The sequence below is a fragment of the Microbacterium sp. NPDC060132 genome (assembly GCF_042729675.1).
Taxonomy (GTDB): domain Bacteria; phylum Actinomycetota; class Actinomycetes; order Actinomycetales; family Microbacteriaceae; genus Microbacterium; species Microbacterium sufflavum.
In genome coordinates this window covers 1,111,783-1,133,516 of sequence record NZ_JBHWXU010000001.1, presented here as the reverse complement: position 1 = coordinate 1,133,516, position 21,734 = coordinate 1,111,783, and the positions used below count along the sequence as shown (strand labels likewise).

Annotated in this window: 23 protein-coding genes; 10 read left to right on the top strand and 13 right to left on the bottom strand. The window is 67.5% G+C overall.

Features of this window, described 5'->3' with window-relative positions; all coding sequences use genetic code 11:
* Positions 1 to 18: 18 nt before the first annotated feature.
* Positions 19 to 468: an iron chaperone gene (locus ACFWCH_RS05665; RefSeq protein ID WP_136036488.1), complete on the bottom strand. Its 450-nt coding sequence runs from the start codon at positions 466 to 468 to the stop codon at positions 19 to 21.
* A gap of 137 nt (positions 469 to 605) precedes the next feature.
* Here ACFWCH_RS05665 and ACFWCH_RS05660 point away from each other — a divergent pair, with 137 nt between their 5' ends.
* A complete protein-coding gene (locus ACFWCH_RS05660; RefSeq protein ID WP_136036487.1) occupies positions 606 to 1,028 on the top strand; it encodes an NUDIX hydrolase in 423 nt (140 codons plus the stop codon).
* Positions 1,029 to 1,038: 10 nt separating this feature from the next.
* On the opposite strand, the gene ACFWCH_RS05655 is transcribed toward ACFWCH_RS05660, so the two are convergent.
* Both ACFWCH_RS05655 and ACFWCH_RS05650 read right to left on the bottom strand, forming a co-directional pair.
* Positions 1,039 to 1,521 (bottom strand): YbaK/EbsC family protein, encoded by a 483-nt coding sequence (locus ACFWCH_RS05655; protein ID WP_206252146.1) that lies wholly within the window; start codon positions 1,519 to 1,521, stop codon positions 1,039 to 1,041.
* Positions 1,518 to 2,015 (bottom strand): DNA helicase, encoded by a 498-nt coding sequence (locus ACFWCH_RS05650; RefSeq protein WP_136033719.1) that lies wholly within the window; start codon positions 2,013 to 2,015, stop codon positions 1,518 to 1,520. Before ACFWCH_RS05650 ends, ACFWCH_RS05655 begins: the two co-directional genes overlap by 4 nt.
* A 146-nt stretch (positions 2,016 to 2,161) precedes the next feature.
* On the opposite strand from ACFWCH_RS05650, the gene ACFWCH_RS05645 reads away from it, so the two are divergent.
* Together ACFWCH_RS05645 and ACFWCH_RS05640 are read left to right on the top strand one after the other, a co-directional pair.
* Positions 2,162 to 2,719: a peptidylprolyl isomerase gene (locus ACFWCH_RS05645; protein WP_136033721.1), complete on the top strand. Its 558-nt coding sequence runs from the start codon at positions 2,162 to 2,164 to the stop codon at positions 2,717 to 2,719.
* Positions 2,720 to 2,740: 21 nt separating this feature from the next.
* Entirely contained in the window at positions 2,741 to 3,631 is an 891-nt protein-coding gene (locus tag ACFWCH_RS05640) for a rhomboid family intramembrane serine protease (protein WP_378803102.1), read from the top strand.
* A gap of 158 nt (positions 3,632 to 3,789) precedes the next feature.
* Here the strand turns inward: ACFWCH_RS05640 and ACFWCH_RS05635 are convergent, their stop codons facing one another.
* The 3 genes from ACFWCH_RS05635 to ACFWCH_RS05625 are packed head-to-tail and all read right to left on the bottom strand — an operon-like array spanning position 3,790 to position 6,658.
* On the bottom strand, positions 3,790 to 4,719 hold the full coding sequence (locus ACFWCH_RS05635) for a DUF4097 family beta strand repeat-containing protein (protein ID WP_378803101.1): 930 nt from the start codon (positions 4,717 to 4,719) through the stop codon (positions 3,790 to 3,792).
* The gene (locus ACFWCH_RS05630; protein ID WP_136033727.1) at positions 4,716 to 5,405 is read right to left on the bottom strand and encodes a response regulator transcription factor; all 690 of its coding nucleotides are present in this window, start codon (positions 5,403 to 5,405) and stop codon (positions 4,716 to 4,718) included. The genes ACFWCH_RS05635 and ACFWCH_RS05630 overlap by 4 nt, the downstream gene beginning before the upstream one ends.
* On the bottom strand, positions 5,393 to 6,658 hold the full coding sequence (locus ACFWCH_RS05625) for a histidine kinase (RefSeq protein WP_378803100.1): 1,266 nt from the start codon (positions 6,656 to 6,658) through the stop codon (positions 5,393 to 5,395). The genes ACFWCH_RS05630 and ACFWCH_RS05625 overlap by 13 nt, the downstream gene beginning before the upstream one ends.
* 117 nt (positions 6,659 to 6,775) lie before the next feature.
* Here ACFWCH_RS05625 and ACFWCH_RS05620 point away from each other — a divergent pair, with 117 nt between their 5' ends.
* Positions 6,776 to 7,486: a VIT family protein gene (locus tag ACFWCH_RS05620; RefSeq protein WP_136036484.1), complete on the top strand. Its 711-nt coding sequence runs from the start codon at positions 6,776 to 6,778 to the stop codon at positions 7,484 to 7,486.
* A 65-nt stretch (positions 7,487 to 7,551) separates the two neighbouring features.
* On the opposite strand, the gene ACFWCH_RS05615 is transcribed toward ACFWCH_RS05620, so the two are convergent.
* The 7 genes from ACFWCH_RS05615 to dnaA all read right to left on the bottom strand — a co-directional run bounded on the left by ACFWCH_RS05615 (position 7,552) and on the right by dnaA (position 17,521).
* Positions 7,552 to 7,956, bottom strand: a complete 405-nt coding sequence (locus tag ACFWCH_RS05615) for a DUF3566 domain-containing protein (RefSeq protein WP_136033734.1) — start codon at positions 7,954 to 7,956, stop codon at positions 7,552 to 7,554.
* Positions 7,953 to 10,511: a DNA gyrase subunit A gene (gyrA, locus tag ACFWCH_RS05610; protein ID WP_136033736.1), complete on the bottom strand. Its 2,559-nt coding sequence runs from the start codon at positions 10,509 to 10,511 to the stop codon at positions 7,953 to 7,955. The genes ACFWCH_RS05615 and gyrA overlap by 4 nt, the downstream gene beginning before the upstream one ends.
* Before the next feature lie 51 nt (positions 10,512 to 10,562).
* Positions 10,563 to 12,644 carry a DNA topoisomerase (ATP-hydrolyzing) subunit B gene (gene gyrB / locus ACFWCH_RS05605; protein WP_247638037.1) on the bottom strand — a complete coding sequence of 694 codons (2,082 nt, stop codon included), beginning with the start codon at positions 12,642 to 12,644 and terminating at the stop codon, positions 10,563 to 10,565.
* 118 nt (positions 12,645 to 12,762) lie between these two features.
* Positions 12,763 to 13,266: a DUF721 domain-containing protein gene (locus tag ACFWCH_RS05600; RefSeq protein WP_136033739.1), complete on the bottom strand. Its 504-nt coding sequence runs from the start codon at positions 13,264 to 13,266 to the stop codon at positions 12,763 to 12,765.
* Positions 13,259 to 14,452 carry a DNA replication/repair protein RecF gene (recF, locus tag ACFWCH_RS05595; RefSeq protein ID WP_136033741.1) on the bottom strand — a complete coding sequence of 398 codons (1,194 nt, stop codon included), beginning with the start codon at positions 14,450 to 14,452 and terminating at the stop codon, positions 13,259 to 13,261. The genes ACFWCH_RS05600 and recF overlap by 8 nt, the downstream gene beginning before the upstream one ends.
* A gap of 59 nt (positions 14,453 to 14,511) precedes the next feature.
* Positions 14,512 to 15,654, bottom strand: a complete 1,143-nt coding sequence (gene dnaN, locus ACFWCH_RS05590) for a DNA polymerase III subunit beta (protein ID WP_136033743.1) — start codon at positions 15,652 to 15,654, stop codon at positions 14,512 to 14,514.
* Positions 15,655 to 16,132: 478 nt separating this feature from the next.
* Positions 16,133 to 17,521, bottom strand: a complete 1,389-nt coding sequence (gene dnaA / locus ACFWCH_RS05585) for a chromosomal replication initiator protein DnaA (protein ID WP_136033745.1) — start codon at positions 17,519 to 17,521, stop codon at positions 16,133 to 16,135.
* Positions 17,522 to 17,836: 315 nt separating this feature from the next.
* Here dnaA and rpmH point away from each other — a divergent pair, with 315 nt between their 5' ends.
* From rpmH to rsmG, 6 genes are read left to right on the top strand one after another with little or no spacing between them, the layout of a single operon-like run.
* Positions 17,837 to 17,974, top strand: coding sequence for a 50S ribosomal protein L34 (gene rpmH / locus ACFWCH_RS05580; protein ID WP_022879826.1), 138 nt, complete (start codon positions 17,837 to 17,839; stop codon positions 17,972 to 17,974).
* A gap of 51 nt (positions 17,975 to 18,025) precedes the next feature.
* Positions 18,026 to 18,331, top strand: coding sequence for a ribonuclease P protein component (gene rnpA, locus ACFWCH_RS05575; RefSeq protein ID WP_240744641.1), 306 nt, complete (start codon positions 18,026 to 18,028; stop codon positions 18,329 to 18,331).
* On the top strand, positions 18,328 to 18,678 hold the full coding sequence (gene yidD / locus ACFWCH_RS05570) for a membrane protein insertion efficiency factor YidD (protein WP_136033749.1): 351 nt from the start codon (positions 18,328 to 18,330) through the stop codon (positions 18,676 to 18,678). Before rnpA ends, yidD begins: the two co-directional genes overlap by 4 nt.
* Before the next feature lie 3 nt (positions 18,679 to 18,681).
* Complete coding sequence (yidC, locus tag ACFWCH_RS05565) at positions 18,682 to 19,752, top strand: membrane protein insertase YidC (protein WP_136033750.1); 1,071 nt, start codon at positions 18,682 to 18,684, stop codon at positions 19,750 to 19,752.
* The gene (locus tag ACFWCH_RS05560; protein ID WP_378803099.1) at positions 19,749 to 20,240 is read left to right on the top strand and encodes a protein jag; all 492 of its coding nucleotides are present in this window, start codon (positions 19,749 to 19,751) and stop codon (positions 20,238 to 20,240) included. The genes yidC and ACFWCH_RS05560 overlap by 4 nt, the downstream gene beginning before the upstream one ends.
* Entirely contained in the window at positions 20,240 to 20,905 is a 666-nt protein-coding gene (rsmG, locus tag ACFWCH_RS05555; RefSeq protein WP_378803098.1) for a 16S rRNA (guanine(527)-N(7))-methyltransferase RsmG, read from the top strand. The genes ACFWCH_RS05560 and rsmG overlap by 1 nt, the downstream gene beginning before the upstream one ends.
* Positions 20,906 to 21,734 lie beyond the last annotated feature (829 nt).

Genomic DNA, 21,734 nt, shown 5'->3' with positions numbered 1-21,734 from the left:
TCTCGGGTTCGGAGCGCTTCAGCTGATGGCCTGGCGCAGCCGGTCCGCGAGGAACTCCCGGTCCTTCGGCGTCAGGTCGATCACAGCGTACGCCGTGGGCCACACGGTGCCGTCGTCGAGGTTCGAGATCGGCTCGAACCCGAACGTCCCGTAGCGCACCTTGAACTTGCTCGCGGGCTGGAAGAAGCACAGCACCTTCCCGTCTCGACCCCACGCGGGCATGCCGTAGTACGTGCGCGGCACCAGGTCGGGGGCGACCTCGGAGACCAGGTCGTGCAGCTTCCGCGCCAGCGCCCTGTCGTGCTCGTCGAGCTTGTCGATGGCCTCCGTGATGTCGGCTTCGCCGGCCGCCCTCAGCTCCTCGGGCGACTTCTTGGCACGCGACCGTCGGGTGCGGGCCTCCTTCGCGGCGGCCTGCATGGCCTCGCGCTCCTCGGCGGTGAAGTTCTTCTCGTTGTCGGCGGCCATGGTTTCCGTCCTCTCGGTGTGGCTGATCTCCACAGAATAGGAACCATCCGAGCGCCGTCGCTTCTCGATTCGTGATCGATGTGCGCCGGCCGACACGTGGTCGGAACGTGGCGTGCCCGGCGGATAGGGTGTGAGCCATGGACCTGCGCGTCGCCGCATACGGGGTCGTCACCGATGAGGGTGGCCGGCTCCTCCTGGCGCGCTGGATCGAGGGGCGTCGCACGGCGTGGACCATGCCGGGCGGCGGGCTCGAGCCGGGCGAGGCCCCGGAGGACGCGGTCCGCCGGGAGTTGCGCGAGGAGACCGGGTACACCGTGCGGGTCGGCGCGCTGCTCGGTATCCATTCGCGGGTGATCCCGGCAGGGCGGCGGGTGCACAAGGCGGCGGAACCACTCCACACACTGCGCATCGTCTACCGCGCCGAGGTCACCGGCGGACGGCTGCGCTTCGAGACCGAGGGCTCGACCGACAGGGCCGAGTGGTTTCCGCTCGCGGCCGTCGCGGGGCTGCAGCGGGTCAAGCTGGTCGACATCGCCATCCGGATGGCGGGACTCGCCTGAGCGGTCGCGGTCAGCGCTCCTCGGGAATGGAGATGTCGGCGACGGTGGCGCCGTAGGCGGCGATCAGGTCGTCGGCGTCCACGAACAGGCTGTAACCGTGCGCACCCGCTCCCATGGCGATCCGCTGCCCAACGATGGACTCGTCGGCGTACACGGGCCAATCGGTCGTGCTGCCGATCGGGACGATCGTGCCCCGCTCATACCCCGTGGCCGCGAGGGCGAGCTCGGGTTCGGGCAGTCGCAGCTTGTTGACGCCGACCACGGCACGCAGCTTGGGCCACGAGATCGACCGACCGCCGGGGACCAGGGCGAACAGATAGGTGTCGTCGGAGCGCTTCACCACGAGGGTCTTCACGATGCCGGACGGCGGGATGCCCAGGATCTCCGCGGCCTCGTGCAGGCTGCGCGCCTGCGGCCGCTCGCGGATCTCGATGTCGAGTCCGCGGGCGGCCGCAGCATCCCGCACCCGCGCGTGCGGGTCGGGGGTGGTCACGCGTCGGGAGCCGACAGCGGGTCGTCGGCGACCCAGAGCTCGTCGTCGGCGCGGAGGGCCTGCCAAGCGGCGTAGAGCACTCCGACGGCCGCAGCCGCACCCAGCACGATCGCGATGACCGAGCCGAGGCCGGGGCCCTTCTTCGGAGCGACGGCCTTGCGGGCCTTGTACTCGATGCCCTGACGCTTCGCGTTGGCGACATCCCACGCGGTGAGCGCGGTGCCGACGACGCCGCCGACGATCGGCACGACCTTGTCGTCGACGACGTGCCTGCCGACCTTCACGCCGCGGTCGACCACGGGGGCGACACGACGGTTGTAGGTGTCCTGGACGGCGGGGACGAGCTGTTCCCGATTGAAGTTGCCGAGCTGACGGCCGGCCTCTCGGGCGACGTCGGCGGCGTGGCCGACGAGCACCTGCTGGTCCTCCCACAGCTGGTTGGCGTCCTTCTGAAGACGACGAAGCTGCTTCTTCCGCTTGCGGCTGAGGCTCACGATGCTCTCCTGTCCATTGGAGTACGGGTTCCCCATCTTGCCACGACACCCTGGATGGGGGGAGGGAATCGCCCGCCCCTTGCATCATCCGCCGAGGGGATGTACAGACCCGGGCCACTCATCGGAAGCTCTGCGAGAATGAGGGCATGGTTCATGCTTCCCACGTCGCAACTCTGCACACCAACCACGGTGACATCGTCATCAACCTCTTCGGCGACCACGCTCCCAAGACGGTCAAGAACTTCGTCGGCCTGGCCGACGGCACCCAGGAGTGGACGCACCCCGCCACCGGCAAGCCGGGCGAGGGTCCTCTCTACAAGGACGTCATCTTCCACCGCATCATCCCCAACTTCATGATCCAGGGCGGCGACCCGCTCGGTCAGGGTGTGGGCGGCCCCGGCTACAACTTCGATGACGAGATCAACGGGGAGCTCGACTTCAACGAGCCCTACATCCTCGCGATGGCCAACGCCGGCCTGCGCCGCAACGCCATCACCGGCAAGGTCGAGGGCACGAACGGCTCGCAGTTCTTCATCACGACCGACCCGACCCCGTGGCTGCAGGGCAAGCACACCATCTTCGGCGCCGTCGCCGACGACGCCTCGAAGAAGGTCGTCGACGCCATCGCCGCCGTGCCCACCGCGGCCGGTGACCGCCCGGTCGAGCCGGTCGTGCTGCAGTCGATCGACATCGTCGCCGCCTGACGGAAGCCACGGCCGATCCGGATGTCGACGCCCGAGTTCACGCGTAATCGCGACAACTTCTGCTACCGGCATCCGGATCGGCAGAGCTTCGTGCTCTGCCAGCGGTGTCTGCGCACCATCTGCCCCGAGTGCCAGACCCAGGCCGCCGTCGGCGTGATCTGCCCGGAGTGCATGGCGGCCGAACGCAAGAACCGCACTCCCGCCCAGAAGAAGGCCGCCCGACGCTGGGGGAACCGCGGCGGTGCTCTGGCGATGACCCGCGACGGCAAGCCCGTCGTCACCTACGTGCTGCTGGCGATCACGTCGTTCATCGGCCTCGTGCAGCTCATCCCCGGGCTCAACCAGCCGATCACACAGGCGCTGGGCTTCTACGCACCGTTCCTCTACCCCAACCTGTTCGCGGTGCCGTTCGAGCCGTGGCGACTGCTGACGGTGCTGTTCGTGCACGGCGGCTTCGTGCACCTCGCGCTCAACATGCTGGCGCTGTGGATGCTCGGCCAGAGCCTCGAACCCATGCTGGGGCGGGCGCGCTACCTGGCGCTGTACCTGATCAGCGGACTCGGTGGATCGGTCATGGTTGCGATCCTCGCGCCGGGCTCATGGACGGTCGGAGCCTCCGGCGCCATCTTCGGTCTGCTCGCGTCGCTGCTGATCATCGGCCGCCACATCGGGGCGAACGTGACCGGGATCCTCGTCATCCTCGCGATCAACTTCGCCTTCGGGTTCTTCGCCGGCGGTATCTCCTGGCAGGCGCATCTGGGCGGGGCCATCGTGGGCGCGATCGTGGCCTTCATCTATACGCGCACGAAACGCCGTGAGCAGCGCGTGTGGCAGATCGTCTTCCTCTCGGCCCTGGTGGTTCTCCTGCTCGTGATCGTGGCGTTCGTTCCGCCGCTGCTCCTTTTGGCCTGATCCCGAGTTGTTAACAGAGTTGTTAACGCCTGTGAATAACATCGGTGTAATTCTCCCCATGCTGTGGAGAGAACTGTGGATAACTTCGCCAGCGCCGTGAGCGACGGCGCCGAGGGGCCGGCACTCTCCGAGTACCGGCCCCTCCGTGCTCCCGCGGCTCAGCGCCCGGGTCGGATCGTCACGTTCCCCGCCGCGAGGGAGACGTCGATCGTGTGTCGCGCGTTCGACCCCTGATCGACGGTGGCATCGAGCGAGCCGGCGCTCACGTCCTGGGTGAGGCTGTACTCCACGTCGGGCAGCGTGAGGTCGACCGATCCCGCGCTCGCATCGACCGATGTGCGCGCGGGCGCCGAGCCCGTGAGCTCCACCGTGAGATCGCCCGCCGAGATGCCCAGGTCGGCCTCGGCCACGGAGTCCAGCACGATGTCGGCGCGCCCGGCGTTCATCTGCACGTCGAGCGTCTCCGCCGCGCCGTCGACATCGAGCGACCCCGCGTTCACGTCGAGCTCGAGGTCACCGAAGTCACCCGTCACATCCAGGCTGCCCGCGTTGAGCGTGAGGTTCGCATCCAGACCGGCGTCGCGCAGGCTCTCGGGCAACGTCAGCACCGCGACCTCCTCGTCGCCGAACCAGTTGCCGAACCACCAGCCGAACACACCCCGCGGGCTCTTCACGACGAGTTCGTCGCCCTCCCGCTCGAACGTCCAGGCCTGCCCGCGGCCGTTCGTGACCGCCAGTTCGGCGTCGTCCACGTCACCGAACTCCACCCGCACACTGCTCGCGTCGGCATCGAGGTCGACGCCGTCGATCCCGTCCACGCCGACGGTCTGGACCGAGTCGGGTCGGCTCGATGACATCACGGACCCCGCGGCTGCGGCCGCCGCCGTGCCTCCGGCGCCGAGCAGGGCGAGGCCGCCCACCACCGCGGTGATCACGAGGATCGCCGTGGCGCCCGAGGAACGTCCGGGCTCGGTACCGGAGCCGCCCGACACCATCGGTGCGGGCTCGGCCGGGGCGTGAGGTGCCGTCGCAGGGGGAGGGGTGAGCGGCGTGTGGCCGCCCTGGGGGCCCTGATCTTCGGTGGTCATCGTGCCATTCCTGTCTGTCCGGTCGGCGGCGTGGGGCCGCCCGTGTTCTCGATGTGTGCCAGGGCCGCCAGCACGCGACGGTTTCCCGACTCGTCCTGCTCGAACCCCAGCTTCTGGAAGATGGAGGTGATGTGCTTCTCGACACTCGCCTCGGAGACGAACAGCAGTCCGGCGATCGCTTGGTTCGACTTGCCCTCCGCGATCAGTGCCAGCACGGTGCGCTCACGTTCCGTGAGGCGCAGCATCCGGTCGTCGCGGTTGCGTCGCGTGAGCAGCTGCGCCACGACCTCCGGGTCGAGCACGGTCGCTCCGTCGGCGATCCGCTGCACGGACTCGATGAACTCCGCGACGTCGGCGACCCGGTCCTTCAGCAGGTAACCCAGGGGCCCTCCCTGCGCCGCGATCAGGTCAGACGCGTAGCGCTCCTCCACGTACTGCGACAGCACGAGGATCGGAAGGGACGGATGCGTCGCCCGCAGCGCCAGCGCCGCACGGATCCCCTCGTCGGTGAACGTCGGAGGAAGCCGCACGTCCAGGATGCAGAGCTCCGGGTCGGCGGATGCCACGGCCTCCGCCACACCGTCGGTGTCGGTGAGCGCGGCCACCACCTGATGACCCGCGTCTTCCAGCAGACGCACGAGCCCCTCCCGCAGCAGGACCGAGTCCTCGCAGATCAGGATGCGCATGGCACGTTCACCTCCAGGCTGGTCGGACCACCGAGCGGGCTGTCCAGGCGGAACGTTCCGCCGGCGGCGAGGATCCGGTTCGCGATGCCGTCGAGGCCACCACCGGGGAGCACCTGCGCGCCGCCCATGCCGTTGTCCTCCACGCGGGCCCACAGCACGTTGCCCTCGCGCAGTCGCACGGTGACCCGGGCCTCGCTCGCGCGGGAGTGCTTGGCCGCGTTGGTGAGGGATTCCGCGATCGAGAAGTACACCGCGGCCTCGGCCTCACGACTGCACCGCCCGTCCATCCGCACGTCGAGGTGCACGGGGATGTGCGAACGGCCGGCGAGTGCGGACAGCGCCGCGTCCAGCCCGCGGTCGTCGAGGACCGAGGCATGGATGCCCCGCGCGAGCTGCCGCAGCTCGGTGATCGCCGCCTTCGTCGAGGTGTGCGCCTCCGAGATTAGGTCCTTGGCCGCGTCGGGATCGGTGTCGATCTTCTGCTGGGCCAGGCCCAGGGTTATGCCGACCGAGACGAGACGCGGCTGCACGCCGTCGTGGAGATCCCGCTCGATGCGGGTGCGCTCCACGTCGGCCGCACGCACGGCTCCCTCCCGCTGCGCCGTCGAGGCACGCACCCGCTCCGTGAGCTCGGTCTCCCGACTGCGGGCGACGATCGCCAGGGACAGGGTGCGGTGCAGGAACGCGAGTCCGATGATGCCGGCCGCCGATGCGGCGACGCCCAAGATCCCGATGAGCGGAGCCCAGGCGACGGGGATCCCGGCACCGCCGAAGGGTCCCATGATGCTGTCGGCAGAGGTCAGGGGGGCGAAGGAGATGATGATCGACCACACGAGGCTCCAGGCCAGGCGGAGCACGACCCAGCCCAGCACTGCCGAGATGGCGAAGTTCGCGACGGCACGCCACATGCGTCCGTCGACGGCCTGTCGCCCGAGGGCGCGGAGCCAGCCGGCGAAGCCGGGACGATCGCGCGGCTGCAGTCGCAGGGGCGCGAGCGGGGTGCGGTAGAGACCGGCGACGCGCGCGACCTCGAACCAGCCGAGGCCGTAGAGCGCGTAGACGAGACCGACGAGCAGGATGATGCCGATGCCGGCGACGAACACGAGGCCGATCCCCGTCCCGAGCAGTGCGCCGAGGGTGGCGAAGATCCCGCCACCGAGGACGCCGATGCCCGCCAGATGCAGGACCGTGAGGAAGAGGCGCAGCGGTGGCTTCGCCGGAGCGGCGGCCGGAGGCGCAGGCTGAGTGGTCATGTTTCCACGGTACGGGGGAGGGTGGCACGCGGGCACCGAGGCAGCCGGACACTCCGGTTCGGGTTTTCCCTACCCGGGACCGCCCTCGCCACTGTCCTCGTCTGCTTCACTGGTGGCATGACAGCCCACGAGGGAGAACCGCACGGCACCGGAGTGGGTCAACGCCTCAACTGGCTGCGCGCCGGTGTCCTCGGAGCGAACGACGGGATCGTGTCGGTGGCATCGCTGGTCGTGGGCGTCGCCGGTGCCACCACGGATAACGCCGCGCTCCTCACCGCGGGCGTCGCCGGTCTGGTGGGTGGGGCGATCTCCATGGCTCTGGGCGAGTACGTCTCCGTGAGCAGCCAGCGCGACAGCGAGCGCGCGCTCATCGCCAAGGAGAAGGAAGAGCTGCGCACGATGCCGGAGGCGGAGCTCGCCGAGCTCACCTCCCTGTACCGCGACCGGGGGCTCACGGAGGACACCGCGCGCCGTGTGGCCGAGGAGCTCACCGCGCACGACGCTCTGTCGGCACACCTCGAGGTGGAGCTCGGCATCGATCAGGACGACCTGGTCAACCCGTGGCACGCGGCGCTATCCTCCGCGATCGCGTTCACGCTCGGCGCGCTGCTCCCCTTGCTGGCGATCCTGCTGCCCCCGCCCGACTGGCGAGTCCCGGTGACCTTCGTCGCGGTGTTGATCGCCCTGGCCGCGACGGGCACGATCTCGGCGAGGATCGGAGGATCCGCGCCGGGCCGAGCGGCACTGCGGCTCGTGATCGGCGGAGCGCTCGCGCTGCTCGCGACGTGGCTGATCGGCACGCTCCTCGGAACGACCGGCGTGGTCTGAGCCGCCGCGCCGTGCACACGACGAAGGGCGGGTGCCGCAGCACCCGCCCTTCGTCGTGACTCGCGTCAGTTCGACATGAAGCCGACGAGCAGGCCGCCCGTCACCTTCACGGCGAGGTTGTAGATGCCGGCGATCACGGCGCCGAGCACCGTGAAGACGATCAGGTTCAGGATCGCCACGACCGCGGCAAAGGCCATCACCTGCGGCAGGCCGACGACCTCGGACAGCACGAACGCGTTGTCCGTGATGCCCTGGAGGAACTCGTCTGCGGTCGACATGATGCCCGTCGCCTGGAGCACCAGGAAGATGAGGAAGAAGGAGACCATCGTGACGACGGCGAGAGCCACGGCTCCCAGGAAGGAGAGCTTCACCGCTGACCAGAAGTCGACGTACACCAGGCGGAGGCGAACCTGCTTGCCACTGGTCTTGCGGGTCGACTTCTTCGCCAGCTTGTCGGCCACTGTGCTCATGCGTCTGTATCCTCGGGTGTCTCTGTCGTCTGGGGGGCCTCGGTGTCGACATCCGCTTCGGCCTCGTCTTCTGCGAGACCGCGCTCACCGTTACGGGCGATGGCGAGGATGCGGTCGGCCTCCGTCGTGCGGGCGAACACCACTCCCATGGTGTCTCGACCCTTCGCGGGGACCTCGGCCACGGCAGAGCGTACCACCTTGCCGCTGGACAGAACCACCAAGACCTCGTCGTCCTCCGCGACGATCAGACCACCTGCGAGAGTGCCCCGATCGTCGTTCAGTTTCGCGACCTTGATGCCCGTTCCGCCACGGCCCTGGACCCGGTATTCCTCGACCGCCGTGCGTTTCGCGTACCCGCCGTCGGTGACCACGAAGACGAACTTCCCGGCGGCCGCGACCGAGGCGGACAGCAGGCAGTCGCCGTCGATCTTGAACTTCATGCCGCGCACACCGGCGGTCGCGCGGCCCATGGGGCGCAGTGCCTCGTCGGTCGCCTCGAACCGCACCGACATGCCACGGCGGCTGATGAGGAGGATGTCGTCCTCGGCGTTGACGAGCAGCGCGCTGACGAGCTCGTCCTCCTCGTTGAGTCGGATCGCGATCACGCCGCCCTGACGGTTCGTGTCGTACGCGTCGAGTCGGGTCTTCTTCACCAGACCGTCGCGGGTCGCGAGGACGAGGTAGTCGGCGACCTCATAGTCGCGGATGTCGAGCACCTGGGCGATGCTCTCGTCGGGCTGCAGGGCGAGCAGGTTGGCGACGTGGGTGCCCTTCGCGTCGCGACCGGCCTCTGGCACCTCATACGTCTTGGCGCGGTAGACGCGGCCCTTGTCCGTGAAGAACAGCAGCCAGTGGTGCGTGGTGGTGACGAAGAAGTGCTCCACGATGTCGTCGGCGCGGAGCTGGGCGCCCTTGACGCCCTTGCCACCGCGGTGCTGCGAGCGGTAGTTGTCGCTGCGCGTGCGCTTGATGTAGCCCTCGCGCGTGACGGTGACGACCATCTCCTCTTCGGCGATGAGGTCTTCCATCGAGACGTCGCCGTCGAACCCGTGCAGGATGTGCGTGCGACGCTCGTCGCCGAAGCGGTCGACGATCGCGGTGAGCTCCTCGCGGATGATCGTGCGCTGCCGGCCCTCGTCGGCGAGGATCGCCTTGTACTCCGTGATCTGCGCCTCGAGCTCGGTGGCCTGGTCGATGATCTTCTGGCGCTCGAGGGCCGCGAGGCGACGCAGCTGCATCTGCAGGATCGCATCGGCCTGGATCTCGTCGATGTCGAGGAGCTTCTGCAGGCCCTCGTTCGCGTCGGCCGTGGTCTGCGATCGGCGGATGAGCGCGATCACCTCGTCGAGGGCATCGAGCGCCTTCAGGTAGCCGCGCAGGATGTGCATGCGCTTCTCGGCCTCGTTGAGGCGGAACTGGGTGCGCCGCACGATCACGTCGATCTGGTGCGCGATCCAGTTGGTGACGAAGCCGTCGATCGCGAGCGTGCGCGGAACACCGTCGACGATCGCGAGCATGTTCGCGCCGAAGTTCTCCTGCAGCTGCGTGTGCTTGTACAGGTTGTTGAGCACGACCTTCGCGACCGCGTCACGCTTGAGCACCACGACGAGGCGCTGACCGGTGCGGTCGGAGGACTCGTCACGGATGTCCGCGATGCCGGTGATCTTCCCGTCGCGCGCGAGGTCGCCGATCTTCACCGCGACGTTGTCGGGGTTCACCTGATACGGCAGCTCGGTGATCACGAGGCACGTGCGGCCCTGGATCTCCTCGACGTTCACGACCGCGCGCATCGTGATCGAGCCGCGACCCGTGCGATAGGCCTCGTGGATGCCCTTCGTGCCGAGGATCTGCGCGCCGGTGGGGAAGTCCGGCCCGGGGATCCGCTGGATCAGACCGTCGAGCAGCTCCTCGCGGGAGATGTCCGGGTTGTCGAGGGCCCACAGCGCCGCGTCCGACACCTCGCGCAGGTTGTGCGGCGGGATGTTCGTGGCCATGCCGACCGCGATGCCGACCGAACCGTTGACGAGCAGGTTCGGGAACCGGGCCGGCAGGACCGTGGGCTCCTGCGTCTGACCGTCGTAGTTGTCGGTGAAGTCGACGGTCTCCTCTTCGATGTCGCGCACCATCTCGAGCGCGAGCGGAGCCATCTTCGTCTCGGTGTATCGGGGGGCCGCCGCGCCCATGTTGCCGGGGGAGCCGAAGTTCCCCTGGCCGAGCGCGAGCGGGTACCGCAGCGACCACGGCTGCACCAGGCGCACCAGAGCGTCGTAGATCGCGGAGTCACCGTGCGGGTGGTACTGCCCCATGACCTCGCCGACCACGCGGGCACACTTCGAGAACGACTTGTCCGGGCGGAATCCGCCGTCGTACATGCCGTAGATCACGCGGCGGTGCACGGGCTTGAGGCCGTCACGCACGTCGGGGAGCGCGCGCCCGACGATCACGGCCATCGCGTAGTCGAGGTAGCTGCGCTGCATCTCCGACTGCAGGTCGACCTGGTCGATCTTGCCGTGGTCGTGGCCCTCGTTGATGTCGGGACGTTCTTCGTCAGTCATGTGTTCTCTTCAATTTCCGGTCGTTGAGCGAGCGAGGAGGCGAGCTCGCGCTCAGATGTCGAGGAAGCGGACGTCCTTGGCGTTGCGCTGGATGAAGCTGCGTCGCGACTCGACGTCCTCACCCATCAGCACGCTGAAGATCTCGTCGGCGGCCGCGGCGTCTTCGATGGTCACCTGACGCAGGGTGCGCGTGGTGTGGTCCATCGTGGTCTCCCACAGCTCCTTGGCGTTCATCTCGCCGAGACCCTTGTACCGCTGGATGCCGGCGTCCTTCGGGATGCGCTTGCCGTTGTCGAGCCCGTACTTCAGGAGAGCGTCGCGCTCGGCGTCGCTGAACACGTACTCGTGCGGGGCGTTCGACCACTTGAGGCGGTAGAGCGGCGGCATCGCGAGGTACACGAAGCCCGCCTCGATGAGCCCGCGCATGTAGCGGAACAGCAGCGTGAGCAGCAGCGTGGTGATGTGCTGACCGTCGACGTCGGCGTCGGCCATGAGCACGATCTTGTGGTACCGCGCCTTCTCGATGTCGAACTCCTCGCCGATGCCCGTGCCGAAGGCCTGGATCATCGCCTGGACTTCCTTGTTGCCGAGCGCCTTGTCGAGGCGCGCACGCTCGACGTTGAGGATCTTGCCGCGCAGCGCGAGGATCGCCTGCGTGTGCGGATCGCGGCCCTGCACGGCCGAGCCGCCGGCCGAGTCACCCTCCACGAGGAAGATCTCGCTGATCGACGGGTCCTTGCTCGTGCAGTCCTTGAGCTTGTCGGGCATGGCCGCAGACTCGAACACGCTCTTGCGGCGCGCGGTCTCGCGAGCCTTGCGGGCGGCGAGTCGGGCGGTCGCGGCGTCGATGGCCTTGCGGATCACGTTCTTCGCCTGGTTCGGGTTGCGCTCGAACCAGTCGCCGAGCTGGTCGCCGACGACCTTCTGCACGAAGGCCTTCGCCTCCGTGTTGCCGAGCTTGGTCTTGGTCTGGCCCTCGAACTGCGGCTCCCCGAGCTTGATGGAGATCACGGCCGTGAGGCCCTCGCGCACGTCGTCGCCGGAGAGGTTGTCGTCCTTCTCCTTGAGCAGGTTGTTGGCGCGGGCGTAGCGGTTGACCAGCGTGGTCAGTGCCGCGCGGAACCCCTCCTCGTGCGTGCCGCCCTCGTGGGTGTTGATCGTGTTCGCGTAGGTGAAGACGTTCTCGGTGTACGACGTGGTCCACTGCATCGCAACCTCGAGCGAGATCTTGCGCGCGGTGTCCTCCGACTCGAACGCGATGATCTCGTCGTTCACGACCTCGGCCTTGCGCACCTTGTTGAGGTACTCGACATAGTCGACGAGACCGCGCTCGTAGAAGAACACGTCGGACGGCTGCTTGGTGACGGCCTGCCCGTCCTCCTCCGTCTCGTACGCGGAGTCCGGGCGCTCGTCGGCCAGCTCGATCCGCAGTCCCTTGTTGAGGAACGCCATCTGCTGGAAGCGCGTACGGAGCGTGTCGTAGTCGAACTCGACCGTCTCCTGGAAGATCTCCGCGTCCGGCCAGAAGGTGATGCTGGTGCCGGTCTCGTCGGTCGCGGCACCCTTCTCCAGCTTCTGCTGGGGGACACCGCCGTTCGCGAAGCTGTGGTTCCAGACGAAGCCCTTCTGCTTCACCTCGACGTCGAAGCGCGTGGAGAGCGCGTTCACCACCGAGGAGCCGACGCCGTGCAGGCCGCCGGAGACGGCGTACGCGCCGCCGCCGAACTTGCCACCGGCGTGGAGGATCGTGAGCACGACCTCGACCGTGGACTTCGACGGGTCGGACGAGTGCGGGTCCACGGGGATGCCGCGGCCGTTGTCGACGACGCGGACGCCCCCGTCGGCCAGCAGGGTCACCAGGATCGTGTCCGCGTAGCCGGCGAGGGCCTCGTCGACCGAGTTGTCGACGATCTCGTAGACCAGGTGGTGCAGACCCCGCGGTCCCGTCGATCCGATGTACATGCCGGGGCGCTTGCGGACGGCCTCGAGGCCTTCGAGGATCTGGATCGAGTCGGCGCCGTACTCTCCCGGCTGCTGCTTCGGGCGGTTGGCGGACGACTCGGTGGTTCCCTCGGGTGCGGGGGTTCCCCCGGTGTTCGATTCCGTCTCGTCAGCAGGGGATTCAGGCGTCATCAGAGGGCATTCTCCAGATCGATAGCTCGAACTCCCATTCTAGCCGGGTTTCGAGTCGATATGCCGCTCAACGGCCGCGTGTGGCCCTCTGAGCGTGTCAGACCCCTTGCATGGTGCCCTACCCGTAGGTATCGCGCGGGCCCCGTCCTGGAACGACTCTGGGACCCCATTTCCAGGAGGGGACGTCCGGTCCGATGAAGCGGAGGTTCTCGACGCCCGCTTCCGGATACCGTCTCCCGATCTCCGTCAGGATCGTCGCGCGCATGAACTGCAGGTTCTTCGCCCAGGCAGTCGAGTCGCACTTCACCGTCAGCAGTCCACGCTCCAGCGACACCGGCTCGGAGTGCTTCGCGGTGTCGGCGCCGGCCAGGTCGGCCCATTGCCGGACGAGGTCCTCCCTGGCGAGCGTGGTCTCCCACCCTGCGTCGCGGCTGAGCCGGTCGAGCACATCGCCGAGCGTTCCGGGGTCGCGGCCCGGTGTGAAGGGGGCGTTGTCGTCGTCGACCGTGATCCGACGCTTGCGCTTCCAGTTCTTCGCACTCGGCGTCAGACCGCGCAGACGCAGGTACGTGGCGACGGTCTCGGGAGCTTCGATCACGGCGTCGGCGGCCACGTCACTCATCCGGTGCCTCCCGCTCGTCGGTGATGGTGCCCGCCGTGATCCGCACCACGTGTGCGTGCAGCACCTCGGGGATATCCTCCTCCACGGCCGCGGTGACGACCACCTGTTCGTAGCCCGCGGTGAGGGACGCGAGGCGCTGGCGTCGATCCGCGTCGAGCTCGGCGAACACGTCGTCGAGGATCAGCACCGGATCACCCGCGGGTGACTCGCTGCGCAGCAGTTCGGCCGAGGCGAGCCTCAGCGCGAGGGCCACCGACCAGGACTCCCCGTGCGAGGCGTACCCCTTGACCGGGAGGTCGCGCACGCGCAGCACGAGGTCGTCGCGGTGCGGACCCGACAGCGTGAGCCCGCGGTCGAGCTCCTGGGTTCGCTTCGCTGTCAGGGACGCGCGGAACAGCTCGGCCGTGCGGGCGACGTCGATGCGCTGCTCGGCCGCGGCCGACGACACCTCCTGCTCCTCGGCGTCGGCGTCGTCCTCCGGATCGGCACCGGCCACGGACAGCGCCCACTCCAACCGGGGCCGGTGGTCGGCGCCGGCGATCGCAGCGTAGGCCTCGGCCACGGGCTGCTGCAGATCCGCGGCGAGACGCTGGCGCGCGGTGATGATCTCGGCGCCGAGCGCGACCAGCTTGTCATCCCACACGTCGAGCGTGCTCAGGCCCTCGCCGCGGACGCCCCGCGCCCTGGCTGACTTCAACAGGGCGTTGCGCTGCTTGAGCACGCGGTCGTAGTCGCCGAGCACCGCAGCCATCCGGGGGGTGCGCTGGATCAGCAGCTGATCGACGAATCGTCGTCTGGCTGACGGGTCACCGCGGACGATCTGCAGGTCTTCCGGCGCGAAGAGGACGACGTGGGCGTAGCGTGGCAGCTCGTTCGCCTTCGATGGCGAGCCGTTGATACGGGCTTTGTTGGATCCCTGCCGGTTCACCTGCACCTCGACCAGCACACGCCGTTCGCCATGGGAGAGCCGCGCGCGGATGACCGCGAAGTCCTGTCCGTCTCGCACCAGCGGCGCATCCGACGACACCCGGTGCGAGCCGAGCGTGGCCAGGAAGACGACGGCCTCCGCGAGGTTCGTCTTGCCCTGTCCGTTCCGTCCGACGAGGACGTTGGGGCCGCGATGAAGAGCCAGATCAGCGGTCGCGTAATTGCGGAAATCGACCAGGTTCAGGTGCTCCACAATCACGGAGCCAGCCTACCTTTCGGGTCGGACATCCTCCCCGCCGCCGGGGCGACGCGACGCGCTCAGCGCAGGAGCAGGTTCGGCTGCAGCAGGTACTTGAACGAGTCCAGGCCCGCCTGATCCACCGACGTCTGGCTGGTGATCAGGACCGGGCTCAGCTTGTTGGCGTTGTCGCTCGACGTGAAGGTGACCCGCACGAACTCGCTCTTCACCGCGCCGAGCGCCTCGATCAGGTACTGCGGGTTGAGGCCGAGCGTGACCTCGTCACCGCCGGACAGGATGGCGTCGACCGATTCGGACGCGCGTGCGTGCTCGCTGCCGGACGCATCCATCGTGACGCCGTCGGCCGAGAAGGTGAAGCGCAGCGGGGCGGCGCGGTCGAGCACCAGGGATACGCGGCGGACGGCCTCGATCAGGTCGGCGGTGTTCACGACCGCGTAGTGATCCGTCTGCTCGGGGAACAGACGACGCACCGGCGGGAAGTTGCCCTTGATGAGCAGCGAGGTGACGGTCTTGTTGCCCGCGGTGAACGCGATGATCTCGCGGTCGCCCGCGCCGGAGAACGCGATCTGGATCGTGCCGGCGTGCCCGAACGTCTTCCCGACCTCGAGCAGGGTGCGGGCCGGGACCAGCGCGGTGGCCTCGACGGCTTCTCCGTCCCACGGCACATCGCGCAGCGAGACCCGGTAGCGGTCGGTGGCCACGAGGCTGAGCGTCTGGCCGGTCACCTCGAGCTGCACGCCGGTGAGGACCGGCGTGACGTCGTCACGCGAGGCCGCGAAGCCGACCTGGGCGATCGCGGTGCCGAAGTCATCGGCGGGGACGACACCGGAGGAGCCGGAGACCTCGGGGATCGAGGGGTATTCCTCGACCGGCATGGCCGCGAGCGTGAATCGCGCAGAGCCGCAGGTGACCGCGATGCCCCCGTCGTCCTCGACGGCGATCTCGATCGGTGCGTTCGGCAGACGGCTCGCGATGTCGGACAGAAGTCGGCCGTGCACCAGGATCGTCCCCGGGGTCTCGACCGTGGCCTCGATGGTCGTCCTGGCGGATGCCTCGTAGTCGAAGGCCGAAAGGGTGAGCCCTGAACCGTCTGCCTCGATCAGCACACCGGCCAGGATCGGCTGCGGGTTGCGCTGGGGGAGGAGCTTGACGACGAAGGACACAGCCTCGCTGAAGACATCGCGGTTGACCTGAAACCTCACGGGTGCTCCCTTGTCGTCGTCATGACGGGTCGTCGTCGGGTCCTGCCAGTGCAGGGCTTCCCATGCTAGCCCTACAGTCCCGCGGATCCCTACGCCGGAGCACCGGCGACGCACCTGTCGGGTTGTCCCCACCGTCTGGTGATCGGATCGCCCCTTGAATGACTTAACTCCTTAACGGTGTTAACCGCTGTGGATACTGTGGATAAGTCGGTGGAAAGCAGACGCGAGTAGGGAACTACACGACTGTCACTTGTGGAGACGCTGAGGAATCCGCGGGTTATCGAGGATGTGGAGACTCGAGGGCTCGTGACGGTTATCCACAGGTTTCCCCACTCGGCCCACATCCTGAGCGCCGCGATCCCGAATCATCCACAAGTTATCCACATGTGCATAGACGCATTTATCGGAGACGTCCGGCCGTTGTCAAGAACGACGAAGGGCGCCGTCCTCGACGGACGACGCCCTTCCTCCGGTTCCGTCAGCGACGGCCGAGTTGCGTGGTGATCTCCGTGACCTGGTTGTAGATCGAGCGGCGCTCCTTCATGAGCTCGCTGATCTTCTTGTACGCATACATGACCGTGGTGTGATCCCGGTTTCCGAACAGCTGCCCGATCTTCGGCAGAGAGAGGCTCGTGCGCTCACGGCACAGATACATGGCGATTTGCCGGGCGGTCGCGATCTGCTGCGACCGGCTGGAGCCATAGAGGTCGTCGACCGTGAGCTTGAAGTACTGGGCGGTCGCCGTGATGATGTCGGTCGGCGAGATGATGTTGTCTTCCGCCGTGTCGATGATGTCGCGAAGCACGGTCTGCGCCAGCGAGATGTCGAGCGCGGAACGGTTGAGGCTGGCGAACGCCGAGACACGGATCAGCGCACCCTCGAGCTCACGGATGTTGGACGACACCACGGTGGCGATGTACTCCAGCACCTCGTCGGGGATGTGGAGCGCCTCGCTCTGCGCCTTCTTGCGCAGGATCGCGATACGGGTCTCGAGGTCGGGCGCCTGGACGTCGGTGATCAGTCCCCACTCGAAGCGGCTGCGCATGCGATCTTCGAAACCGGTCAGGTGCTTCGGTGCCACGTCGCTCGTGATCACGACCTGCTTGTTGTGGTCGTGCAGCGTGTTGAACGTGTGGAAGAACGCCTCCTGCGTCTCGGCACGGCCCTGGAGGAACTGGATGTCGTCGATCAGGAGGATGTCGACATCGCGGTACCGGGCCTGGAAGGCGGCACCCCGGTTGTTCGCGATCGAGTTGATGAAATCGTTCGTGAACTCCTCGCTGGACACGTAGCGCACTTTCACGCCGGCGTAGAGGGACTGGGCGTAGTCGCCGATCGCGTGAAGGAGGTGGGTCTTGCCGAGTCCGGAGTCGCCGTAGATGAACAGAGGGTTGTATGCCTTGGCCGGTGCTTCGGCGACGGCGACCGCGGCGGCGTGGGCGAAGCGGTTGGACTGGCCGATGACGAAGTTGTCGAAGGTGTACTTCGGGTTCAGCCGTGACTCGTGGCGCAGCTGCGTCGGCTGCTCCATCGGCGACTCGCGCGGCTGCTCCTGGCGACCGAAGTCGGCGACGGCGATCGGCGCGGTCGGCTGATCGGCCAGTTCGTGGTTCACCACGACCCGGTACGACGTGACCTCGTCGCCGATGTGGGCGAGGGCTTCCATGATCGGCAGCCGGAGACGCTTGTTGATCTGCGCGGCGGTCAGATCGTTCGGCACCTCGAGATACAGCGTCGCGGCCATCACTCCCGCCGGGACGGCGAGGCTCAGGAACCCCTGCAGCTGAGGAGTGACGCGATCGTCGGCTTCCAGCAGCTCCTGCACCGTGGTCCAGATCGGGACGTCGGGCTGGGCTGGTGAGGACATGGTGCTCCGGACGACGGTTCGGGTCGCGGTCGACGTGCCGTGCCCCTGTGGATAACTTCGGATGCCACGGTAGTCACACCGGCCACGAACGGCAACCTGCCCTTGAAAACACGGGGGCGTGTTGTGCGCATCGGGCGCGTCCGGGTTGTGGATAATGGCTGTGCGGTTCGCGAGAGGACTCGAGCGTCGCAGGGCGCTAATTTGCCCTGTGCGCCGCCAAGACGTACCCTTAGTCGGTTGACTTATGCCTTTTTGGGCAGTTCCCCATGTCTCCGGTCGAAGTGAATCCGGTGGCAGCATTCCCGGAGTGATCTCATGAGCAAGCGCACCTTCCAGCCCAACAACCGTCGTCGCGCCAAGAAGCACGGTTTCCGTGCTCGCATGCGTACCCGCGCCGGCCGTGCCATCCTGTCGGCACGCCGCGCGAAGGGCCGCACCGAGCTCTCTGCGTAAGCAGCCGTGCTCGCCCGCCCGTTCCGTCTGACCCGCGGGAGCGACTACCGGATGGTCGTTCGACGCGGATCGCGTTGTGGCGGGGCGCGCGTCATCACCTCGATCCTGTCGACGGGTGAGCGGCGTGAGCCGCGGTTCGGTTTCATCATCAGCAAGCAGGTGGGCACCGCCGTGGTGCGCAATACCGTGCGTCGGCGTTTGAAAGCCGTCTGCGCGGAGGCGCTCCCGCGTGTTCCTCAGGGCACGGATGTCGTCATCCGTGCCCTTCCTGCATCCTCCGTGGCCTCGTTCGCCGAGCTGCGCACCGACGTCGAGAGGTGCCTGCAGCGTCTGGCTCCGAGCGAGGTCTCCTCATGACCGCGCTTCCCGCCTCGTCGGTCGGGACCGGGGAGATGCGCGGACGCGACATCGTGCGCAGCATCCCGCTGCTCCCGCGGAACGCGGTCATCGCCTTCCTGTCCGGGTACCGCAAGGTCATCTCCCCGCTCTATGGCGATGTCTGTGCGTACTACCCCTCCTGTTCCGCCTACGCTGTAGGTGCGGTGCAGCAGCACGGTGCCGTGCGCGGAGCCCTGCTCTCCGCGTGGCGCATCCTCCGCTGCAATCCCTGGACCAGCGGAGGCGTCGACGACGTCACGCCGCACCAACACTTCCGCTACGACCTGACCTCCCATGGTTTCGTCGTTCCCTCCCGAAAGGACTGACCGGTGGGTCTTGACCTCCTGCTCGCCAGCACCACCCCCAGCCCCGAACCGGCTGCCGGGGGGTTCGACCTGCTCGGCACGATCCTCTGGCCGCTGAAGTGGGTCGTCGAGCTCATCCTGGTCGCCTGGCACTGGCTGCTCACGGCCGTCGGCCTTCCTGCAGCCTCCGGTATCACGTGGGTGCTGTCGATCGTCGGCCTCGTCGTGGTGGTGCGCGCGGCGCTGATCCCGCTCTTCGTGAAGCAGATCAAGAGCCAGCGAAAGATGATGGAAATTGCTCCTGAACTGCGAAAAGTTCAGGAGAAGTATCGCGGGAAGAAGGATCAGCTCTCTCGCGAGGCCATGAGCCGCGAGACGATGGCGCTGTACAAGAAGCACGGCACGACGCCGATGTCGAGCTGTCTGCCGCTCCTCGTGCAGATGCCGATCTTCTTCTCGCTCTACAGCGTGCTGAGCGATGTCAGCAAGCACGCGCGAGACAACATCGGCGGTGTCGGTCTCCTCAGCCCCGAGCTGACGAAGGAGTTCTACGACGCGAAGCTCTTCGGCGTAGCCTCGTTGCACGAGACGCTGGGCAACGCGATCGATGCGCAGAACACGACGGCCATCATCATCCTGGTCACGCTCGTGGTGCTCATGATCGGGTCGCAGTTCTTCACGCAGCTGCAGATCATCTCGAAGAACCTGTCGCCCGAGGCCAAGACCGGCCAGGCGTACCAGATGCAGAAGATCATGCTCTACGTGCTGCCGCTGGGCTTCATCTTCTCGGGCGTCTTCTTCCCGCTCGGCGTCGTCGTGTACTGGTTCATCTCCAACCTGTGGACCATGGGGCAGCAGTTCCTCGTCATCCGTGAGATGCCGACCCCGGGTTCTGAGGCGGCGAAGGCCCGCGAGGAACGCCTGGCGCGCAAGGGCAAGGCCATCGATTCGTCGGGCAAGGTGGTGCCGATGTCGGTGTACGAGGCCGAGCAGCAGCGTCTGCTCGAGGAGGCCGAGAAGGCCAAGGCAGAGGCACCGAAGCGTCAGCAGCCCGTGGGTAAGAAGCGGGCGAAGAAGAAGGGAAGCGGTTCATGAGCGAGGTCGTGACCGGGAGCACGGAGCCGACGGTGGCGCAGCTGGAGCTCGAGGGCGACGTCGCCGCCGACTACCTCGAAGAGCTGCTCGACATCGCCGACATCGACGGCGATCTGAACCTCGATGTGCGTCAGGGCCGCGCCTATGTGTCGGTGGAGGCCGAGGGCGATGGACTGTCCGTGCTCTCTGCACCTGACACGGTCCAGGCGCTGCAGGAGCTCACTCGACTGGCGGTGCAGAACAAGACCGGTTCGTTCTCCCGGCTGATCCTCGATATCGGTGGTTCGCGCGACACCCGGCGTCGGCAGCTCGAAACGCTGGTCGACGCCGCGGCCGCGAAGCTCGACGAGGGGTCGTCGCAGGCGTCGCTGCCCTCGATGTCGAGCTACGAGCGGAAGCTGGTGCACGACATCGCTGCCGACCGCGGCCTCGTCTCCGAGTCGTACGGTGAGGGCGAGGACCGCCACACCGTGTTGCGTCGTCGGTGATGTCGGCGTCGGACTCGTCCACCGAACCCGGCGCACCCGAAACCGGTGTGGTCGAAGCAGAGCCGGCCGTCGCCGCTGAACTCTTCGGCGACCGTATCGACATCGCGCGACAGTTCACGGCCGCTCTTGCTCGTGAGGGTGAGGAGCGGGGCCTGATCGGACCCCTCGAACTCCCGCGGTTGTGGACCCGTCACATTCTGAACAGCGCGATCGCCGCGCCCCTCTTCCATGGCACCGTGGCGGACATCGGGTCGGGCGCCGGGCTCCCTGGTCTGGTCCTGGCGATCGCGCGACCGGATGTCACCTGGACACTGGTCGAGCCGATGGAACGCCGGATCACCTGGTTGAACGAGCAGGTCGCGGCTCTGGAACTCGACAACGTCACAGTGCTGCGGTCGCGCGCGGAAGACGTGAAGGCGGGCGATGGATTCGACGTCGTGACCGCTCGCGCCGTGAGCGCGCTTCGGACTCTCCTTCCCCTCACAGCTCCACTGGTCCGTGACGGAGGGGAGCTCGCCCTGCTCAAGGGTGCGAACGCGGCGAACGAGATCGAGGCTGCGCAGAAGCAGATCAAGAAGTACCGCCTTTCCGACGTGCGGGTAGAAGTCCTCGGCGAGGGAGTGCTTCCCGAGACGACTCGCGTCGTGCGTGCGCGCGTGCGGTGACATCGCCGTTTCACGTGAAACATCCGGCCTGACGAGGCGTACTCGGCACGACTATGCCGCGGAAGTTTCGGCGGTTGCCGGGGTGCGGGCTGCATCCGACGTGCGGGAGCGGGCGACTCTCGCCGGAGGGGATGACTTGGCGCCGCCGTGTCTTCGTCACGCGCCGAGCGGCGTGTCTGACCGAGCGCGTCCAACACGGACAGCACGGCGACGGTCGGTCCGGTCGGGCGAGCGTGACGTCGGCGACTCGCGGTCGCGCGATGCGATGCCTGCGATGGGTCCCGCCCGGTTTGGGGTGAGATCCTATGTGGCCACGTGTCCTCCCCTCGCGTTTAGAACGTGGTGCCCGACATGCGAACAGATCCCTGACCGCCGACGGAGCGTCAGCCGTCGGTGAGGGGTGTGACGGCGGCATTCGTAGACACACACGCCCAGCGCAGTTGGACGGCGGATCGACATCGTGTGCGATGCAGTGGTGATTGACCGGGCGCGGGCTCGCGAAGTGGGGATGTGGTTGACCGCGCCACCAGCCGGAGGTTGCAGGCCCGCGCCCTTCCGGTGCCCGACGTCCTTACAGGTTCGATGCGCGCGGGCAGCCCGTTTCACGTGAAACATCGAAGTCAGTACCTCAGGCGGAGGCTATGTTTCACGTGAAACACGGCGAGGTCGGGCAGGTGACGGTGACGTGGCCTGCATCGCGACCGAGTGGTCCTAGTGCGGCCTTCGGTTGAGATCGATGGGCAGCGCGGTGCTGGCGGATTGATGAGCAGATCTGAGGGCATACAGGGGGTGAGTACCGCTGTTCGTGCGCTGCGGACGAACTCCGGGA

Excerpts from the sequence above, each read along its gene's own strand:
- ACFWCH_RS05665 (WP_136036488.1), bottom strand. The coding sequence starts at position 468 with ATGGCCGCCGACAACGAGAAGAACTTCACCGCCGAGGAGCGCGAGGCC.
- ACFWCH_RS05660 (WP_136036487.1), top strand. The coding sequence starts at position 606 with ATGGACCTGCGCGTCGCCGCATACGGGGTCGTCACCGATGAGGGTGGC.
- ACFWCH_RS05645 (WP_136033721.1), top strand. The coding sequence starts at position 2,162 with ATGGTTCATGCTTCCCACGTCGCAACTCTGCACACCAACCACGGTGAC.
- ACFWCH_RS05640 (WP_378803102.1), top strand. The coding sequence starts at position 2,741 with ATGTCGACGCCCGAGTTCACGCGTAATCGCGACAACTTCTGCTACCGG.
- ACFWCH_RS05635 (WP_378803101.1), bottom strand. The coding sequence starts at position 4,719 with ATGACCACCGAAGATCAGGGCCCCCAGGGCGGCCACACGCCGCTCACC.
- ACFWCH_RS05630 (WP_136033727.1), bottom strand. The coding sequence starts at position 5,405 with ATGCGCATCCTGATCTGCGAGGACTCGGTCCTGCTGCGGGAGGGGCTC.
- ACFWCH_RS05625 (WP_378803100.1), bottom strand. The coding sequence starts at position 6,658 with ATGACCACTCAGCCTGCGCCTCCGGCCGCCGCTCCGGCGAAGCCACCG.
- ACFWCH_RS05620 (WP_136036484.1), top strand. The coding sequence starts at position 6,776 with ATGACAGCCCACGAGGGAGAACCGCACGGCACCGGAGTGGGTCAACGC.
- ACFWCH_RS05615 (WP_136033734.1), bottom strand. The coding sequence starts at position 7,956 with ATGAGCACAGTGGCCGACAAGCTGGCGAAGAAGTCGACCCGCAAGACC.
- gyrA (WP_136033736.1), bottom strand. The coding sequence starts at position 10,511 with ATGACTGACGAAGAACGTCCCGACATCAACGAGGGCCACGACCACGGC.
- gyrB (WP_247638037.1), bottom strand. The coding sequence starts at position 12,644 with ATGACGCCTGAATCCCCTGCTGACGAGACGGAATCGAACACCGGGGGA.
- ACFWCH_RS05600 (WP_136033739.1), bottom strand. The coding sequence starts at position 13,266 with ATGAGTGACGTGGCCGCCGACGCCGTGATCGAAGCTCCCGAGACCGTC.
- dnaA (WP_136033745.1), bottom strand. The coding sequence starts at position 17,521 with ATGTCCTCACCAGCCCAGCCCGACGTCCCGATCTGGACCACGGTGCAG.
- rpmH (WP_022879826.1), top strand. The coding sequence starts at position 17,837 with ATGAGCAAGCGCACCTTCCAGCCCAACAACCGTCGTCGCGCCAAGAAG.
- rnpA (WP_240744641.1), top strand. The coding sequence starts at position 18,026 with ATGGTCGTTCGACGCGGATCGCGTTGTGGCGGGGCGCGCGTCATCACC.
- yidD (WP_136033749.1), top strand. The coding sequence starts at position 18,328 with ATGACCGCGCTTCCCGCCTCGTCGGTCGGGACCGGGGAGATGCGCGGA.
- ACFWCH_RS05560 (WP_378803099.1), top strand. The coding sequence starts at position 19,749 with ATGAGCGAGGTCGTGACCGGGAGCACGGAGCCGACGGTGGCGCAGCTG.
- rsmG (WP_378803098.1), top strand. The coding sequence starts at position 20,240 with ATGTCGGCGTCGGACTCGTCCACCGAACCCGGCGCACCCGAAACCGGT.